General features: G+C 68.4%; 17 protein-coding genes and 5 pseudogenes. 15 read left to right on the top strand and 7 right to left on the bottom strand.

Annotation, left to right across the window (positions count from 1 at the left end):
- Nucleotides 1-13: 13 nt before the first annotated feature.
- The 5 genes and pseudogenes from B085_RS0104310 to B085_RS0104295 all read left to right on the top strand — a co-directional run bounded on the left by B085_RS0104310 (nt 14) and on the right by B085_RS0104295 (nt 1,782).
- The gene (locus tag B085_RS0104310; RefSeq protein ID WP_018557328.1) at nt 14-379 is read left to right on the top strand and encodes a DUF6247 family protein; all 366 of its coding nucleotides are present in this window, start codon (nt 14-16) and stop codon (nt 377-379) included.
- A complete protein-coding gene (locus B085_RS0104305) occupies nt 376-699 on the top strand; it encodes a hypothetical protein (RefSeq protein ID WP_018557327.1) in 324 nt (107 codons plus the stop codon). The genes B085_RS0104310 and B085_RS0104305 overlap by 4 nt, the downstream gene beginning before the upstream one ends.
- Before the next feature lie 67 nt (nt 700-766).
- Nucleotides 767-959: pseudogene (locus B085_RS51580) on the top strand (transposase); the annotation flags it as partial.
- Between the two features lie 27 nt (nt 960-986).
- Complete coding sequence (locus B085_RS49900) at nt 987-1,190, top strand: hypothetical protein (RefSeq protein ID WP_018557325.1); 204 nt, start codon at nt 987-989, stop codon at nt 1,188-1,190.
- 154 nt (nt 1,191-1,344) lie between these two features.
- Nucleotides 1,345-1,782 carry a glutaredoxin domain-containing protein gene (locus tag B085_RS0104295; RefSeq protein ID WP_026250660.1) on the top strand — a complete coding sequence of 146 codons (438 nt, stop codon included), beginning with the start codon at nt 1,345-1,347 and terminating at the stop codon, nt 1,780-1,782.
- 346 nt (nt 1,783-2,128) lie between these two features.
- Here the strand turns inward: B085_RS0104295 and B085_RS0104290 are convergent, their stop codons facing one another.
- From B085_RS0104290 to B085_RS46485, 3 genes and pseudogenes are all read right to left on the bottom strand, one after another.
- Nucleotides 2,129-3,364: an epoxide hydrolase family protein gene (locus B085_RS0104290; protein ID WP_018557323.1), complete on the bottom strand. Its 1,236-nt coding sequence runs from the start codon at nt 3,362-3,364 to the stop codon at nt 2,129-2,131.
- 66 nt (nt 3,365-3,430) lie between these two features.
- Nucleotides 3,431-3,889 (bottom strand): nuclear transport factor 2 family protein, encoded by a 459-nt coding sequence (locus B085_RS0104285; protein ID WP_018557322.1) that lies wholly within the window; start codon nt 3,887-3,889, stop codon nt 3,431-3,433.
- Nucleotides 3,890-4,056: 167 nt separating this feature from the next.
- Nucleotides 4,057-4,771, bottom strand: a pseudogene (locus tag B085_RS46485) (IS110 family transposase); the annotation flags it as partial.
- 264 nt (nt 4,772-5,035) lie between these two features.
- On the opposite strand from B085_RS46485, the pseudogene B085_RS41165 reads away from it, so the two are divergent.
- From B085_RS41165 to B085_RS0104255, 7 genes and pseudogenes are all read left to right on the top strand, one after another.
- Nucleotides 5,036-5,925, top strand: a pseudogene (locus B085_RS41165) (phage/plasmid primase, P4 family); the annotation flags it as partial.
- A pseudogene (locus B085_RS50415) lies at nt 5,916-6,200 on the top strand (transposase); the annotation flags it as partial. The pseudogenes B085_RS41165 and B085_RS50415, both read left to right, overlap by 10 nt.
- A gap of 154 nt (nt 6,201-6,354) precedes the next feature.
- Complete coding sequence (locus tag B085_RS0104270) at nt 6,355-7,194, top strand: oxidoreductase (RefSeq protein ID WP_018557320.1); 840 nt, start codon at nt 6,355-6,357, stop codon at nt 7,192-7,194.
- A 114-nt stretch (nt 7,195-7,308) separates the two neighbouring features.
- The gene (locus tag B085_RS0104265) at nt 7,309-8,190 is read left to right on the top strand and encodes an SDR family NAD(P)-dependent oxidoreductase (protein ID WP_018557319.1); all 882 of its coding nucleotides are present in this window, start codon (nt 7,309-7,311) and stop codon (nt 8,188-8,190) included.
- A 267-nt stretch (nt 8,191-8,457) separates the two neighbouring features.
- Nucleotides 8,458-9,909 (top strand): aldehyde dehydrogenase, encoded by a 1,452-nt coding sequence (locus B085_RS0104260; RefSeq protein WP_018557318.1) that lies wholly within the window; start codon nt 8,458-8,460, stop codon nt 9,907-9,909.
- A 399-nt stretch (nt 9,910-10,308) separates the two neighbouring features.
- Nucleotides 10,309-10,548: a hypothetical protein gene (locus tag B085_RS49105; protein WP_158689652.1), complete on the top strand. Its 240-nt coding sequence runs from the start codon at nt 10,309-10,311 to the stop codon at nt 10,546-10,548.
- 283 nt (nt 10,549-10,831) lie between these two features.
- On the top strand, nt 10,832-11,218 hold the full coding sequence (locus B085_RS0104255; RefSeq protein ID WP_018557317.1) for a carboxymuconolactone decarboxylase family protein: 387 nt from the start codon (nt 10,832-10,834) through the stop codon (nt 11,216-11,218).
- Nucleotides 11,219-11,255: 37 nt separating this feature from the next.
- On the opposite strand, the gene B085_RS41160 is transcribed toward B085_RS0104255, so the two are convergent.
- Together B085_RS41160 and B085_RS51830 are read right to left on the bottom strand one after the other, a co-directional pair.
- Nucleotides 11,256-11,894: a TetR/AcrR family transcriptional regulator gene (locus B085_RS41160; protein WP_202470454.1), complete on the bottom strand. Its 639-nt coding sequence runs from the start codon at nt 11,892-11,894 to the stop codon at nt 11,256-11,258.
- Nucleotides 11,895-11,938: 44 nt separating this feature from the next.
- A pseudogene (locus B085_RS51830) lies at nt 11,939-12,100 on the bottom strand (IS256 family transposase); the annotation flags it as partial.
- 756 nt (nt 12,101-12,856) lie between these two features.
- Between B085_RS51830 and B085_RS45420 the strand changes: the two are divergent.
- Both B085_RS45420 and B085_RS0104235 read left to right on the top strand, forming a co-directional pair.
- On the top strand, nt 12,857-13,426 hold the full coding sequence (locus tag B085_RS45420) for an RNA polymerase sigma factor (protein WP_018557314.1): 570 nt from the start codon (nt 12,857-12,859) through the stop codon (nt 13,424-13,426).
- A gap of 62 nt (nt 13,427-13,488) precedes the next feature.
- On the top strand, nt 13,489-15,111 hold the full coding sequence (locus B085_RS0104235) for a sugar transferase (protein ID WP_078619786.1): 1,623 nt from the start codon (nt 13,489-13,491) through the stop codon (nt 15,109-15,111).
- 259 nt (nt 15,112-15,370) lie between these two features.
- On the opposite strand, the gene B085_RS0104230 is transcribed toward B085_RS0104235, so the two are convergent.
- On the bottom strand, nt 15,371-16,075 hold the full coding sequence (locus tag B085_RS0104230; protein WP_018557312.1) for an HNH endonuclease: 705 nt from the start codon (nt 16,073-16,075) through the stop codon (nt 15,371-15,373).
- 44 nt (nt 16,076-16,119) lie between these two features.
- The gene (locus B085_RS0104225; protein WP_018557311.1) at nt 16,120-16,824 is read right to left on the bottom strand and encodes a three-helix bundle dimerization domain-containing protein; all 705 of its coding nucleotides are present in this window, start codon (nt 16,822-16,824) and stop codon (nt 16,120-16,122) included.
- 203 nt (nt 16,825-17,027) lie between these two features.
- On the opposite strand from B085_RS0104225, the gene B085_RS0104220 reads away from it, so the two are divergent.
- On the top strand, nt 17,028-17,378 hold the full coding sequence (locus B085_RS0104220) for an ArsR/SmtB family transcription factor (RefSeq protein ID WP_018557310.1): 351 nt from the start codon (nt 17,028-17,030) through the stop codon (nt 17,376-17,378).
- The last annotated feature ends 114 nt before the right edge of the window (nt 17,379-17,492 follow it).

Raw genomic sequence — 17,492 nt, 5'->3', positions numbered from 1 at the left:
GAGCCTCCACACCATGACGGCCCAGCCTGTGCATGTCGACGGATCCGGGGGAGACAAGCCCCGGGTGCCACCGATGCCCGAACAGACTCCGCAAGCTCTGCGTCTGGCCATTCAGGAACACGCCCCGCACCTCCTGCCGGACTTCGAGGCCCACTGGCGCCGGGCGATCGGGGACGCTTTCAACCTCACCCCTGTGCCCGCCTTCATGCGCCTGTGGTGGACCGAGTACGCCATCGCCCGCGACCCCCGTATTGCCGCACACCTGCACGACCTCGAAGCCCGCGCCGCGAAGTGCGAGGACCCCGAGGAGTCGGCCGGTCTCCTGGCTGAGTACAGCCGCCTGCGGCGCGAAGCAGCCACGGTGAAGCCCGGCCAGTGACGGACGATCTTCCCCACCCGCCCTGGCAGATGGACTGGACGGCAGAAGCGCGTCAGGACTTCGACGCCATGCCCGCCGACGGCAGACAGCTCGTCCTGGCCGCCCGTGCGGAACTGATCACGGCCCCGGATCCCTACTACCGTGGCATCGACGCCGACGCTTGCCTGCCGCACTGGATCACCGTCCGCCCCCTGACCTCGACTAAGCCCGGCGGACCCCACATCGCCGATCTCGCGGGCGGCCGCGGATGGCTTATCTACACTTTCATCCGCCGCCATGCCGTTCCCCAGATCACTGTCATTGAGGCTTTCTGGACTTGATCGGTCATGCTCCGGAGCACGAGTCCGGCCTTGCGGGGTTCTATGGGTTCATCGGGCGGTCTGTAGCGTGCCGGGCTGCAAGCGCGGGCTGGCCGTGGACGTCCTTGGCCTGGTCATCGCGGTGGTCGTCCTTGCCGAGAACACGCACGACAACGCCGCGGGCATCGTCCTGCTGGACCAGGTCGCCGAGCACGCCGGCGGAACCCTCCCCAAGGCACTGGTTGACCAGGGCTTCAAGAGCCAGGTGGTCCTGCACGGCGATACCCGTCCAGGCCGACTCACCCGACTTGCCCGAGCACCCGGACTACCCCCGCATCCTCACCGTCTTCAACAAGGCCACCGGCCTCGTCCGGGCCCGCGACGTGTGCCAGGCCCTGGACCACGAACTGCTGCCGAAGAGTTTCGAGGGTACCCGCGCCGAGCTGAAATGCCTGGTCAAGCTCGACATCGTCGCCGAGGTTGACGTCGGCGGCTTTATCAGGAAGCAGTAGCGGTCGAGTACCGCGACCGGTGGTCCTGCGCCTGACCCGCCGGGGATGGACATCAACTGACGCTCTGTCTCTCTCTGCCATGACGAGTGCGCGATGTGGCCCTGACGTGCGGGCCGTTTCCGCCGAATCTGCGGCACCGATAGCCTGCGTCGTCATGACGCGCGCATGGATCTTGCCGATGGTGCTTCTGGGCTGCGGGTCGCTCGTTGCGACCGCGTTGGTGGTCAGGGGGATTTCCGGCACCGCCGTTCCACTTCTGGTGATGTTTGTCCTGCTCGCGGGGCTGAACTCGCCGCTGGCGTTCCCGCGGTCGATCAGTGCGGTGGAGGCACGACGACGGAGCGCGGTCGACGGCCGACCGATCGTCTATTGGAGGGCTGGCTGCAAGTACTGTCTGCGCCTGCGGATCCGGTTGGGGCGCAGCGCCCGCCAGTTGCATTGGGTCGATATCTGGCGCGACCCGGCTGGGGCCACGGCGGTGAGGGCAGCCAACGACGGTGACGAGACCGTGCCGACTGTCGTGGTCGCGGGCCAACCGCACGTCAATCCCGATCCCGAATGGGTGCGCGCGCAGCTCTCTACATCCACGTGAGTGGTGTCCCCGCCTCACTCGGAAACGGACATCAAGTCACGAACCGTCCTCTCAGGCCCGCGCTCCATGACACTTACGGCCTTACAGGCATGTTAGCCGCTGGTTCGGGAGCCGTGCTCGGTGCCCGTCGCCTGCGGCGCCGCTCCGCCTGAGGGGGCGCCCGCGGACGGCACTGGCCGTCAGCGGCCGTGGCCGCCGCCGTTCGCGTCGGCATGTGCGTGGACCTCGCCGGCCATTACCGTGTAGGCGGCGCGTGCCCTCCTCCGGTGTCCGAAGTCGCGAAGTGCCGGTACGCCCCCGCCCAGGCCCCACTCGCCGTGGGTGGGGCCTGGGTCTTGGGTCCTGGTCAGCGGACCTTGCGGAAGGTTTCGCGGACGTCTGTGATGTAGGCGTCGGGGTTCTCGTAGTGTCCGAAGTGACCGCCCTTGGGGTGGGCGTTGACGTTCACCACGTTGAACAAGTTGCGGGTGGGACCGTTTTCGAAGGCGGCGATCCGGCCTTCGACGGTGGTGACGCCGGGCGGGTAGACGTCGCCGAGCAGGAAAGTGAAGCCTGCGGGAGGCTCGACGATCGGCTGGCGGTTGTGGGAGGGCGTCCAGGGGTGGCGGATGGTGTTGCGGTACATGCGGATGGAGGTACCGATGGACTGGGTCACCCAGAAGATGGTGGCCTGGGTGAGGACGAAGTCGCGGGTGAAGACGCTGTCGAAATCAGCGTTCTTGTCGCTCCACTTCTTCCACCGCTGCAGCAGCCAGGCGAGCATGCCGATCGGCGAGTCGTTCAGGCCGTGGCTGAGGGTTGAGGCGTCCAGCATGTGCACGGCGACGTGGGAGGCGTAGGTGGAGTGGAACTTCATGATGTCGGCGCGCAGTTCTTGCGAGGCATCGGCCGGGATGGGCTCTCCGCCGGTGAGGTCCCAGTAGCGGTCGTGCTGGAACATGCCTGGGGGAAGGTCGTGGCCGTAGTGCAGGGCGATGAGGCTGTCGGCGTACTTGTGGCCCAGGGCGCTGTTGACCAGGGCGCCGTAGTCGCTGCCGAGTGAGCCGTATTTCTCGTAGCCGAGCACATCGGTCATGAGGGTGTGGAGGATGTCGGCGATCTTCCAGTAGTTGAGGTCGCCGCGGGTGACGGGTGTGGACCATGCGAAGCCGGGCAGGGTCGGCACGATGACGTCGAAGGCGTCGGCCGGGTCACCGCCGTGGGCGGCGGGGTCGGCCAGCGGGTCGATGAGCGGGTAGCTGAACTCGCCGGGCCACGGCCAGCCGTGCAAGATCAGCAGCGGGGTCGGGTTCGGACCTCTGCCGGGCTTGCGGACAAAGTGGACCGGGGTGCCGTCGATCGCCACCTTGAATTGCTCGTAGCCGTTCAGGCGCCTCTCGGCGGCGCGCCAGTCGAACCCGTCGGCCCAGTACTCGACCAGAGGCTTGAGGCGGGCGGTGCTGACACCGTAGTACTCCTCCTCGTTGTCCAGGTCGTCGAAGAAGCGGGTCTTGGCCAGGCGCTCTCTGAGATCGTCCAGAACGTCCTGTGCGACATCGATGGTGAAGCGTTCCGGCGTGGGAACCGCGTTGGCGTCAGTCATGAGTGCACTGATTTCTCGCGTAGGTGGGGAAGTGCTGAAAGAAGGTGTCCTGCGCTGGAGGCATGGTCAGTAGCTGAAGTCCAGCCGCAGGCGGGTTTGCTCGAGTTCGGCGATATACCAGGCGCCGTCGGCCTTGACGAAACGGGCGTGATAGTGGCCGTAGCCGTGCATGCCCTTGAACGGGAAGTCGAGGTTGACCTTGACGTCATCAGGCCGGGTGATGATGTCTTCCATCGACCAGGTGCCGCGGGCGGTGGTCGCGGACTGGATGTCGATCTCGTTGGAGAAGAGGTGGTGGATGAGGACGTCGTCGGGGCCGTTACTGCCGCCGATTGTGGCGGCGATGTCTGCGCGGCCTTTCATCCGCAGCCAGACGGAGCCGTCGGGCTTGTGCGGGGTGAAGGTGCCGTCTGGGGTGAACAGGCCAGCCAGGTCCTGCCACCGCTTGTGATCGGCGTAGCGAACGTAACGCGCCATCAACCGGCGGAGCTCCTCGATCGCGGTCAGACGCTCGACGTCGTTCATAAGTTCCTCCTTGCGGGTCGGGATATACGCCCGAGGGCCTCCTGCGGTCGCTTGGGCAGCGGTGCACTCTGGACTTTCGGTCCAGGTGCTACCAGGCCAGCATGAGCGCCAAAAATTGGACCAGCAAGTCCAAAATTAGGTGAGCGTCTCCCGGAATGGCTCGACCCCGGTCGACAGGACGACCTACCTCCGGCACCCGGGACGACGACGGTCTGTTCGTCGAGCGCGTCGAAGACGTCGTCGATCAGCCGCTGGGCCATCCGTGGGGCCTTGGGCCGGATCAGTTCGATGAGTCTGCGGCGGCCAGCTCTGCGCAGGGCGGCCGGGGAGCCGTGGCGTTCGAGGAGCCAGGTGACGGCCTGGTGGTCGAGGCGGGGGCCGAGGACGCGTTCCAGGCTGGGGTGGAACTGGGTGAGCAGGCCGCGTATCCGATTGCTGGTGCGGGTGACCTCGGCGGCGAGGTCCTGGTCGAAGCCGACCAGGACGGTGAGCTCGGCGGTGATCTCGTCGGTCAGTCAGCTCCAGCGAGCGCAGGGTGTGCGGCATGGTGCGGGCCGCGTCCGCGATCACGGCCGCGTCCTTGGCGTCGGTCTTCGCCTCGCCCGGGTAGAGGTCGGCGATCCGGCGCATCGCGAGTCCGGGCAGGTAGGCGACTTGGCAGCCCGCGTCCCGGGCCACGGTCAGTGGCAGGGCGCCGATGGATGCGGGCTGGTCCGCGATCACCAGGACGGTGCCGAACTTGTCGCGCAGCTTGTCGAACACCGCCCGCAGCTTCGGTTCGCTGTTGGGTAGTTGCTTGTCGAAGACCTTCTTGCCGGCCGGGGTGAGTCCGTGGCCGTGATGGGCGCTCTTGCCGACGTCCAGGCCGAGGAACACCCCCACGTCTTCGGTGTCGAACTTAGCGCCCTTCCAGGGGTGTTGGCGGTGCCGGCCTCGGCGTCGGTGTCGTATTCGCGCATCCACGTTATGCAGACCTGCCATCCGCGAGCTGTCCGGCATTGCGCCGGACCGGGTGACGGCCGGGCCTCTTATCAGCGTCTCCGACGGCACCCCTCGGGCCCGGTGACGCCGACCGAGCCAGGGACAGGCGGATTCGATGCGGCGGCCGCGGCCCAGCAGATCCTCGCCGGCCCCGTTCAGGAAGCGCTGGCCATCCCCGGCTTCCCAGCACAGGCGACACCAGTGCCTGTGGCACCGCAGCCAGCCACTGCTCACGGCCTGCTACCGGACTCCCTCAGCGACCGCGGCAACGCCAAACTCTTCGTTCACCTCTACGGCCGCGATTACCGGCACGTCCCCGGCCTGGGCTGGTACCGCTGGGCCGGACACCGCTGGCAGCTCGACGAAGAAGACACCGTCCTCTGGGCCGTCGGAGAGATGGCCGAGCCATCGCCACCAACGACCCTACAGGCACCTACACCAGCACCGACCTGCGCCGGCACCGCCGCCGCGCCCTGTCCACCTCAGGCATGAACGCCCTCCTGATGCAGGCCAAGGCATCCCCGGGCATGGTCATGAACGCTGCCCTCCTCGACGCTGACCCCTACGCCTTGTGCACCCCCGAAGGCGTCGTCGACCTGAGGACCGGCGCTCTGACCCCGCCAGACCCAGCCACCCAGCACCACTCCCGCTCCACCACCGTCGCCCCCCAGACGATGCCCACCCCACGCTGGCAAAGGTTCCTCGACGACACCTTCGGCACCGACACCGAAGGCCGGCGCACCGCCGACTTCCTCCACTTATTGCTCGGCTCCTCCATCTCCGGTGACGTAGGCGCCCAGGTCATGCCGTTCCTGTACGGGCTGGGCAAGAACGGCAAGAGCGTGCTTCTGGACGTGATGCTGCAGCTGATGGGCGACTACGCCGACGCCGCCCCGCCCGGATTCCTGATGGCCAAGGTCTTCGAAGGCCACCCCACCGACCTCGCCGAGCTCCACGGCCGCCGCATCATCGTCTGCTCCGAACTCAAGCCCGGCGACCGCTTCGACGAGGCCCGCGTCAAGCTCCTGACCGGCGGAGACAAGCTCACGACTCGGACAAGACCCGCGCGCTGCTCAACGAACGTGGCCTCCACGGCCGCATCGCCCACAAGGGCGAGAAGGCGCCTATCCAGGCCAGCCAGCGCTGGCATGTCGAACGCACCCACGCCTGGCAGAACGCCTTCTCCCGGCTCGCCCGCTGCTACGAACGGCGCGCCACCGTCATCGACGCCTTCTTCGACCTCGCCGACACCATCATCACCGTACGTGGCCTGATCCGACGGGCATGGACAACTCACCGCTGGGACGAACGCCCGAACCGCCGACCATGACCGCACGCCTATCCGCGCGGCCTCTTAACTGCAATGTGAGATGCAGTACACCACTTCAATGCAACACCGGTGTTGTATTTCCAGAGACTTTGTCTACAGTGGAGTTGCCATCCCAATCGGGCGGCGCGCGAAACGACGAAACGAGGAACACTCAATGTCACGGACTTGGCTGATCACCGGTGGCTCGCAGGGGCTGGGCAAGGCTCTGGTTCTCGCGGCCCTCGATGCCGGCGACCGGGTCGTGGTGACCTCCCGCAAGCCCGGCTCCCTGGCCGACCTCCAGGCCGAGTACCCCGAGCGCCTGTCGGCCGTCGCCCTGGACGTCACCTCCCCGGCCCAGGCCAAGGACGTGGTGGCCGCCGCGGTCGAGCGCTTCGGCTCGATCGACGTCGTGGTCAACAACGCCGGCTACGCCACCAGCGGTTCCATCGAGGACTTCCTCGAGGACGAGTTCCGCGCCCAGATCGACGCCAACATGTGGGGCGTGATCAACGTGACCCGCGCCGTGCTTCCGGTGATGCGCGGCCAGCGCTCCGGCCACATCGTGCAGATCTCCTCCATCGGCGGCCGCGTCGGCGGAACGCCGGGCCTCAGCGCCTACCAGACCGCAAAGTTCGCGGTGGAGGGCTTCTCCGAGGTGCTGGCCAGCGAAGTGGCTCCCTTCGGCGTGAAGGTCACCATCGTCGAGCCGGGCGGCATCCGCACCGGATGGGCGGCAGGCGCCGCCGAGCCGTCCGGTCCCATCACCCCCGACTACGAGCAGACGGTCGGTGCCTGGCTGGGCATCTTCGCCGAGTACGCGGGCAACGAGCCCGGCGACCCGGCCCGCATGGCCCAGGCGATCATCGAAGCGGTCGAGGCCCCGAAGCCGCCGCGCCGCCTGCTGCTCGGCAGCGACGCCCTGGGCATCGCGATCACCTCCGAGGAAGGCCGCCTCGCCGAGGCCAACGAGTGGGCCGAGGTCAGCCGTTCCACGGACTTCCCGAAGGCCTGACACACCCGTCACGAGCACGGCGCCGGTCGGAACGCTCGCCGGACCGACCGGCGCCGGACCCGCGGCCCGCGGCTCGCGGGCGACCGGAGCCCCTGAGTCTGAGGACAGGAAGCAATGACCAAGACCTTTCTGATATCCGGCGCGGCCGGCGGCCTCGGCGGCCGGGTCGTGGAAGCGGCTCTGGCCGCGGGCCACAACGTGGTGGCGACAGATCTCGCGCCGGACGCCGTCACCGTTCCCGCCGAGCACCGCGACCGACTGCTGGTGCGGGCCATGGACGTGACCGCCCTGGCAGCCGTACGTGACGCGGTCGCCCACGCGGTGGCGGAGTTCGGCACGATCGACGTGCTGGTGAACAGCGCCGGCACCCGTGGCGTCGGCTCGATCGAGGACATGTCCGAGGACGAGTTCCGCCGCAACGTCGAGGTCAACTTCTTCGGCGCGGTGAACACCGTGAGGGCGGTGCTCCCGGTGATGCGGCCCCGCCGTTCCGGCAGCATCGTGAACGTCTCCACCATCGGCGGCCGCCGCAACCAGCCCGGGCTCGGCGCCTACCAGTCGGCCAAGTGGGCGCTGGGCGGCTTCACCGAGATCCTCGCCCGCGAGGTGGCCCCCATCGGTATCCGCGCCACCCTGGTCGAGCCCGGAGGCATTCGGACCCCCTGGGCGGCCGCACCGATGCCGGTGCCGGACATCCACGCGGAGTACGAGGAGACGGTCGGCAGGTTCGCCCGTACCTACAGCAACAACCCCGACGTGCAGCGCGGCGACCCGGCAAAGATGGCCGCCGTCATCCTGCGGCTCACCGAGGAACCCAAGCCGCCGGTGCGGCTCCTGCTCGGCTCCGACGCCGCCTGGATCGCCCCGCAGATCACCGAGGCGCGGGCCGCGGAGGACGCGGCCTGGCGCGAGGTCAGCGCCTCCACCGACCTGGACGGACTCGGCGACTTCGCCGACACCGAGGTCGCGCGGATGGTCCGCCCCGCCGGGAACTGAGCCCCGCCCCGCACGGGTGAGCCGGTCACGCCGCACGGCGGACGGCCCGCCCGCCCCCTTCACGGACTTCTGCGTGCGTCCGGGCGTGCGCCTCAGCGCGTGCGACCACGGACCCGGACCGCGGCGCAGACACCTGGTCGCACCGGCAGACCCCCCTCCAGCCGGTGAGACTCCGGCCGGGGCGCGCATCTCACGGGGTGCGCGCCCCCCGATATCACCCCTCCACATCCTCACCCCCCACGTTTCACACGAAGGAACCGCAAAGACATGTCTGTTCGCGACAAGCTCTACATCGGCGGAGCCTGGCTCGCCCCCAGCAACCCCGACATGCTGCTCGACATCCGCTCACCGCACGACCAGTCCGTGCTGGGCAGCGTGGCCCAGGCCGCGCCCGCCGACGTCGACGCGGCCGTCGCCGCCGCCCGCAAGGCCTTCGACCACGGCCCCTGGCCGCACACCACCCCCGAGGAGCGCCAGGCGATCGTCCGCCGCTACGACGAGCTGCGCGCCGCCCGCGCCGACGAGGTCGCTCTCGCCATCTCCGTCGAGAACGGCTCGGCCCACTGGTTCACCAAGGTCGGCCAGCCCTTCCTGAGCCGCCAGGTCAAGGCGTACCTGAAGGCGGCCGAGGAGTTCGGCTGGGAGGAGATCGTCGAGCCCTCCGACGACTCCGTCGCCTTCGACACCATCGTGCGCCGCGAGGCGATCGGCGTCGTCGCCGCCGTCATCCCGTGGAACTCCCCGTTCTCCGCCGCCACCGCGAAGTTGGTCCCGGCCCTGCTGGCTGGCAACACCGTGGTGCTGAAGGTCTCCCCGGAGAACTCCCTCAGCATGGCGCTGCTCGCCGACCTGTGGCACGAGGCCGGTCTGCCCGAGGGCGTCCTTTCCGTCCTGCCCGCCGACCGTGAGACCAGCGAGTACCTCGTCTCCCACCCCGGCATCGACAAGATCTCCTTCACCGGCTCCACCGGCGCCGGCCGCCGCATCGGTTCCATCGCCGGTGACCACCTCAAGCGGGTCGGCCTGGAGCTGGGCGGCAAGTCCGCCGCCGTCATCCTCGAGGACGCCGACTTGGAGGCCGCCATGGGCGGCCTGCGCTTCGGCTCGCTCGGCAACAACGGCGAGGCCTGCATCCTGCAGACACGCATCCTCGCCCCGCGCAGCCGGTACGAGGAGGTCGTCGAGGCCGTCAAGACGATGGTCGAGTCCCTCAAGGTCGGCGACCCGGCCGCCGCGGACACCTTCATCGGCCCGATGATCCGCCGCGACCAGCAGCAGCGCGTCATCGACTACATCAACATCGGCATCGAGGAAGGCGCCCGCCTGGTCACCGGCGGCCCGCAGATCCCCGAGGGCCTGGAGAAGGGCAACTACGTCACCCCGACCGTCTTCGCCGATGTCGACAACTCCATGCGCATCGCGCAGGAGGAGATCTTCGGCCCGGTCCTCGTGGTCATCGCCTACGAGGACGAGGACGACGCCGTCCGTATCGCCAACGACTCGGAGTACGGCCTTTCCGGCGGTGTCTGGAGCGCCGACCCGGACCACGCCCTGGCCGTTGCCCGCCGCCTGCGCACCGGCACCGTCACCATCAACGGCTCGTCCATGAGCTTCGACGGTCCCTTCGGCGGCTTCAAGGCCAGCGGTCTGGGCCGTGAGTACGGCAAGGTCGGCCTGACCGGCTACGTCGAGCACAAGACCATCACCCGCAACCGGTGACACCGGCGCCGTCCACGTCGAGCGGCGGCGTCCGCCGGGAGGGGCTCGGGTGCCCCTCCCCACCCCTCCAAGGCGTCCCGCGCGTGCCGCAGCGTGCGCGGGAGGCCTCTCTTACCCCCGAAGGAGACGACCGTGTCCGACCGAGGGAGGTTCCTCTGCCGGAGGGTCCTCGGTGAGCTGCGGTTCCACGCCCTGGGCATGCGATGGGACGAGCCGCTCCTGGCACGCGGCACCGAGCCGCCGGCCGGCGGCCCCGCCCGGCCGGCCGGACCGTCACCACCCCGTCCGCCACAGGATCCGCCGGCCTCACCCGAACAGCTGACGCCTTGTCGCATGACCGTTGCCCCGCCACCGTACCGCCCTGTCCACCGGGCGGCCCTGACTGAGGATTCCACCCCCATGCAGTCCGTACCCCCCGGCCGTCCACGGCTGCGCCGCGTTCGTCTTCCCGGCACCGTGTCCCTGCCGGCGCTCCCGCGCACCGGCGACCCGCACTCCGGGCACCGCGCCGGTGACAAGCCCACGCGCGGCACGGCGGGCGGGACGGACGTACGCCACGCATGCCGGGCGGGGCTGTCGACCCCCGACCCGTTCCCCGACGGACCTCAGCCGTTCCCCGAGGCTTCTTCGATCGGGTGAGGCTCTCCAGGCAGGCGGCGTGCAGCGGATGCGCTCCGTCGGACATCCGGGAGGGGGAGGGGGAGGGGGAGGGATGTGGCGCACCAAGAGCCGAGCCGTCGCTGCGTGTCAGCACTGCGGATCCGGCCTTCCGGCACCCGGAAGGCCGGGAGTCACCGAGGCCCGGAGCGACGGTTGCGCGCGGCTTCGGTGCGGTAACGATCGCGAGTGCGGGCGGTACCGGACGCCGGGGCACCCGCTTCCGCACGGCCCACCGGAGAACCCGATCGAGGAGAGGTACGGGATGAATGCCGACGAGGAGTACGAGACCGCGCTCGCGACCGCCGGGGAACTTCTGGGGCAGCGGCTCGAGTTGCCGCTGGCACCGGGTGAGCCCGCGGCGGGGGCCGACTTCCGCAAGGTGGCGACGGTGCACGCCTTCGCCGACTCCTGGACGCGCACCGCACTGTCCACGCATGACCGGTCGCTGGTGTCGGTCGCGATCGCCGCGACGCTGGGCGCGGAGGAGCCGCTGCGCGGCCAGTTGCGCATCGCGCTCAACAACGGGGTGACCAAGGAAGAGGTCGTCGACCTGTTCATCCATCTGGCCGTCTACGCGGGAGTCGCCCGCGCCTTCGAGATGTACCAGGTGGCCGTCGCGGTGTTCGCGGAGCACCCCTCCGGCTCCTGAGTCCGTGCCGCCCGCCGGCCCCGGGCGGGCGGCAACGTCACTCCGGCCGCCCCCTGTCCCGGGGCGGCCGTACGGTGTTCAGGGGGTCCCCGGCGCCGGCGAGCAGACCGGCGGCCGAGATCCGCAGGAAGTCGGTGTACACGGTGGCGAAGTCGATGTCGGCATCGACGAGACGCGGGTCGGACAGCACCTCGACCACGCTCGGCGAGGGGTGGGAGAAGGGCCAGAGACCGACCAGCCCCACCACGGCCAGCCGGGTGAGGTGCAGGGCCGCGTCCTCACCGAGCGCCGGGAGTCGGAGTCTGATCAGCCGGGCAAGCCGCCTGCGGTGCTCGAGGTCCACGAGCTTGTAGGGCAGGACGGTCTCGGCGGACACGTTCCGCTCCAGCACGGTGGGGAGCTGGCTCCAGAGTTGGCACAGCAGGGGCTGCTCGGCGAGGGACTCGGCCAGTACGCGCAGCGCGTCCTCACCGGTCGGGGCGTCGGCCGACAGCCGTTCCTCCAGCGTGTCGAGCCAGGCCTCCCGGCTGCGGTTGAGCAGCGCGAGCAGGACGCCTTCACGGGTCTCGAAGTAGCGGATCACATTGGTCTTCGACGTGCCCAGCCGCCTGCTCAGCTCACGGAGGCTGACCTCGTCGATCGGGATCTCGCCCAGCAGTTCCTCGGTCGCGTCCAGGATGACGCGGCGCCGCTGTTCTCTCTGCTCGGGCCGGCGGGCGCGCTCAGCTGCTGCAGCAGCCCGCCCTCACCGGTCAGCTGCAGCCCGCTCGCACGGGCCCGGTCGACCAGCTGTCCGATCAACCGGTCGTCCAAGACGTCCGCCGACAGCTCGACCGGACGGACCTCTTCAACCGCCTCAACACGGGCAGTCACGTCGCTCATCAGGTGTTCTTCCTTGATCGGGAGTTACACCGTTCTTTGGGCTCTGTCTCACATTCGGTGGTAACGCAGAGTCATACTGCCGGAGACTACCCTGAAGTGCTCTCTTGCAGACCGGAGGAGACATTCCCAGTGTCCTGGGCGACGTCCACCATGAAGCTGCTCCGTGCGGCTCATGGGTGTCTCCTACGGTTCGACCTGCGGTTATTACTTTGCGCATTCGATATCACAAGGCGTCACCACCGGATGTGAGACAGAGCCGTTCTTTGTACAGTCCCCCGCCCGCCAGTTGCAGGTTCAGCTGTTTCTGTCGGGCATGGGGTGTTTAGTGAGACCTGCATCACATTTTTGGCTTGCGTGTCGTTGTAGGGGTGCCGTCCGGCTTCGGGACATGTGACAGGGCATCACCGGAACTAGGCCAGGCGGTACTACTGTGCAGGCGCTCTATATCTCGTTGACGTGCACGGCAGCTACAGCCGTGATCGGCCTCGTGGGGCAGTGGGTACGTGACCGCTCCCGTGAACGCCTGCACTGTGCACTGGTGAACGCCTTGTCCAGCGGCGGCACGGTCACCGAACGCCGGTGGGCCGGCCGGGTGAGCTGGCAAGTCCACATCCCGGGCCCGCCCGAGCAGAGCGAAGAGCCTGCGCGACCGCCCGCGCGACGACGCCGCTCCGGCGCGGGAGTCCGCCCGGCCGGCGGATCGCCGCCGCGACCATCGGGCCGCCGCGGGCAGTCTCGCAGGTCGGGAACCCGCCCGTGACCACGGCGCCTGCCCCAGCGGGCTCACCAGCGAGCTTCGAGGAGTTCTTCCATGCCGAGTACGACCGGCTCCGGAGGATGACGGCCATGATGCTGGCCGGGGACGTCCATCAGGCCGACGACCTCGTCGCGGACGTCTTTGTGGTCCTCCTGAAGAGGTGGGAGCACGTGGAGAACCCGCACACCTGGATGAAGGCGGTCATCTCGCGCCGGGTCATCAAAGCAGGGAAGACCCACCGGAGAAATCAGACCAGGCTCAGGCAGCTGTGGGCAATGGATCGTCATGGCATTGCTGACCCGGTGCTGCTGGCCGAGCGCCGGGAGGACACCGCCCGCGTGCTGCGACAGCTGACGGTGCTCCCGCCACGGCAACGCGTGATCGCGGTGCTGTGGTGGCTGCATGACTGGTCCCAGCAGGACATCGCCGAGCACCTGCAGATCAGGTGCAGCACCGTGGGCACACAGATCAGGCGAGCGGAGAACACGATGCGCCGCGTCTTCGGAGTCCGCGGCGAAACCCTGAACATTTTCGATCTTGATAGCGTCGACGAAGGGGAGGCGCTGTGAGGTACTTCCGAATCCGGCGAGACGAAACAACCGAGCCCGACACGCGGATCACGGCCCGCCTCATGCACGCCGAGGACGCCCTGCGGGTGCGCCTTGCCGACCCGGACGGATCCCATCGCGCTGCCGTCCTGGCAGAAGTCCAACGCCGCGCCGGGGGACAGCCCGCACCGGCCAAAGCCACCGTTCACGTTCTGGTCGGAAGCCATGGCGCAAGCCTCCTTGAGGAGGATCACGACGAGGCCCCTGCACCGGCACTCAAGCCGCTTCCGCGCCGACAGCCCAGGCCGGTGAAGCCGCGCTGGTACCTGCCGGCCGCACTGACCACAGACGCGGTCGGGGCTGCGCTGCCCGTCGGCCTCGTCCTCGACGCGACATTGCAGCAGCACCCAGTGCTGAGTGCCGCCGCCGCCGCGACCGCGTGGCTGACCGTCCGGACTACCCGCCGCAGGTACACCGAGAGCGCCTTGGGCAAGACATACAGCGCGATGTCCGTCCTGCACGACTGGATGGCCCTTCTTGGCGTGCTCGCTATCGCACGTGCCCTGCTCGACTATGCGGGGGATCCATGGTCGGCGCTGCTCGCCCTCACACCGAGCCTGCTCTTGACCACCGCTTGCCACAAACTGACCTACCGCCACCTGGTCGGCTCCCAGCGCGAAGCCCGCTCGGTCCGCCGGGTCCTGGTGGTCGGCGAGCCGAACGCGACCGACTACGTCGTCAGACACCTGGCCGCCAGGACCGACCACGACTACGCGGTGGTCGGCACCGTCCCGGTCGGCCCCGGCCGCCTTGAATGCGGGGCCCCGGTAGCCGCCCGCCTCAAGGCGATGACTCCCACGCGGCCAAGCGACGATTCAGCCGCGGTGCTGACCGCGATCGGCCAGCTCGACGCCGACCTGGTGCTCGTCATCCCCAGCCCCGGCATGGCCGGAGAGCGGCTGCGCAGACTGACCTGGACGCTGCACGACGGCGGAACGCCGGTGGCCGTCATGCCCGGCATCACCGAAGTCTCTACAAGCCGGGTCGAAGTCGCCTCTGCCGCAGGACTGACACTACTGAACATCCGCCCACCGCTGCGGCGCGGCTTTCAGCTGATCCTGAAGTTGATTGTGGACCGCGTGGGAGCAGCCCTCGGACTGCTGCTGCTCGCCCCGTTGTTCGCGCTCATTGCGGCCGCCATCCGCATCGAGGCCAAGGGACCCACCTTCTATCAGCAGATCCGACACGGGCTGGACGGCGCGCCCTTCACCATGTGGAAGTTCCGCACGATGAGGATTGACGCGGACGCCAGGAAGCCCGGGCTGGCATCAGCAAACGAGAACGACGGCCTCATGTTCAAGATGCGCCGCGACCCACGCGTCACCCGCGTCGGCAGATTCCTGCGACGCTGGTCCCTGGACGAGCTGCCCCAACTCATCAACATCCTGCGTGGTGAGATGTCACTGGTCGGACCGCGTCCCCCACTGCCGGAAGAGGTAGCCCGTTACAACGAAGTCGAGCTACGCCGACTGTCGGTAAAGCCGGGACTGACCGGGCTGTGGCAGGTCAGCGGCCGCTCGGACCTGTCGTGGGACGAAAGCATCCAGCTTGATCTGCGATACATCGACAACTGGACCCTAGCCAGGGACATCAACCTCATGGCACGTACGCCCCGGGCCGTCGTGGACGGCCGCGGAGCCTATTGAGCGGTGCGCAACTGAGCACCTGACCTCAGTGAAGCCCACACGCGGAGAGGAACGGCGGCCGTCCCTGCAGGAAGGGGACGGCCGCTGTGGTGTCGCGAAAGGTCCGTGAGTCGACTGACGGAGTCCGGGCCGGCACCTCGCCACCTGCCCCGGCTGAACCACCAGGTGCTTGGTTCTGCAGGCCGTGAGCTGAGATGCAGGGCGAGCGCGCTGCTCGCGTGGAGGCCTAGAGCCTATCCGCCGCCGCTTCTGCGGCGGATCACCAATCCGGGACGCTGCGCCGATGGCAGGTTTGGCAGACGTCCCCATTCCACGGGCCGTTCGACCCACAGTGATCGCAGAGCCAGCTCCAGTGCGTGCCGATTGCGCCCCCGCCCTTCCCGTCGGTGACGAAGGCGACTTCATCCGACAGAGCATGAACCTCGCGCCAGCGGTCCCGGTCGTACAAGCCGGCGAGCGCGCGGTGGACATTGACGATGGTGCTTCCCGTGGTCTGCTGAACGGCCTGAGTGATCACCGCAGCTGCTTCCTCCAGCCGCTGCCGAACAACGGGCTCGAGGTCACCTTGGCCGGCAACCGCCTCGACGACGGTGATCGCCTTCTCCAGCTGACTGCGCTGGAGGTATCGGGCCGCCGAGGCCTGGACGAGTGGTGCCCGCTTGCGTGCTCTGTCGAGTAGCAATGCAATAGCTGGGGCGAGTACGGGCGGTCGAGTTCCCTTGCCGCGGTTGCACGGCCCGCAGCTCGGCACGAGATTCTCAAAGCCGTAGAGATCGAAGTCCTCAGGAAGGCCGTGGTGCCTCAGGACACGAGCGCGCTCGTCCGCCTTGGCCCTGAGATGTTTGGGGATGACGTGCTCGACCTCGTACTCGCTGAAGAAGAGCGGCCTTGTGCACCAAGCGCACTGCTCACCCCAGTGAGTGAACAGGGCAAGCCGCTCCGCGGCGGACAACTTCTCAGGCACCCGCCGATCCTAAGACGTGCGTGATCTCACCGGTCGGCGGGGCGTTACGGCGGTGGCTCACTGAGCCCTCTCACCGCAGGAGGGGCTGTTATGCCAGTAGCCTCAGCGAGAGACTGTGCCAGCCGGGCGATGCGCTGGGCGAGTGCATCACGCACAGCGCGTGCGGACTCGAGATCGAGGCCTTTGAGGTCAGGCAGGTTCCAGTCGACGTAACGGCGGCCGGAGATCACGGGGCAGGCGTCGCCGCAGCCCAGGGTGATCACGATGTCGGCGGCACGGATGACCTCGCGGGTCAGGGGCTTGGGGAATTCCTCGTCGGGGGAGAGGCCGAGTTCATCGAGTAGGCGCTGTGCCACGGGATCGATCCAGGCGCTGGGCAGTGTGCCGGCACTGTGTACGCATACAGCGCCAGCGGCCCCGCGCCGCAACAGTGCTGCTGCCAACTGGGAACGGCCTGAGTTCTCGGTGCAGACGAAGAGCACCTCCGGCACGCTCTTCAGAGCCAAGCCTTCGCTGCGCGCCAGTGCGTCCAGGCGTTCGGTGGCGAAGCGCTCGGCGATGACCGGCAGGTAGATCGTGATGGCGGCCCGGGCGGAGAGCAACTCGAGGGATTCCTCGAGGAAGTACGCCACGGTCTCAGGGGCGAAAACGCCCGTGTACCGCTGGGCCATGTCGCGGGTGATGCGTACCAGGACAGGGTCGGTGTTCCGCAGGGGCGGGGTGGAGGGACCGAGCGGCACGGGCGGCATGAGACCTCCAAGCAACTGCTTGGCATACGCGGTGACACGCGGCAGGAGAATGCTCGGGGCCTACCTCGCCCAGCAAGTATAGATCTGCATCTATCAATGGGCCATGGATCGCGTCCGGCGGTCACAAGCGAACTGCACATGAACAGAAGCCGTCTGTCCTCTTCGAACGGGAGCCGGGAAGATGCGCTTCGTATGCTGGATGGATGAGCATCGCATCCTCCCCGGAGACGATCGCGGAAGAGGCGCCGACCTGCACTCCGACCCTGGCGTGCTCGCTGATCGAACGACAGGAAGCCGAACGGCTGGCCAGCATGCTCAAGGCCATCGCCGACCCCACCCGGCTCCAACTGCTGCGACTCATCCAGTCCGCGCCCGGCGGTGAGGCCTGCGTGTGTGATCTCACCGAGTGCCTGGGGCTGCGGCAGCCCACGATCAGCCACCACCTGAAGACGATGACGGCAGCGGGCCTGCTCAGCCGCGAGCGGCGGGGCACCTGGGTCTGGTACGCAGTCAACCAGGAGGGGCTCGACCGCGTACGCCGGATCATCGGCTGAGCCTCACTGACTCCCCGGGGCGGGGAAGCAGGGCTCGGCGCCTGCGCGGCAGACCGTAGGGTCCGCTTCCTTTTCGGGAGCGGACCCTTGTGTGCCTGCGTGCTGCTGCGCGGG

The organism is Streptomyces sp. BoleA5 (assembly GCF_000373665.1).
Classification (GTDB): Bacteria; Actinomycetota; Actinomycetes; order Streptomycetales; family Streptomycetaceae; genus Actinacidiphila.
This window is presented reverse-complemented; position numbering and strand designations above follow the sequence as displayed.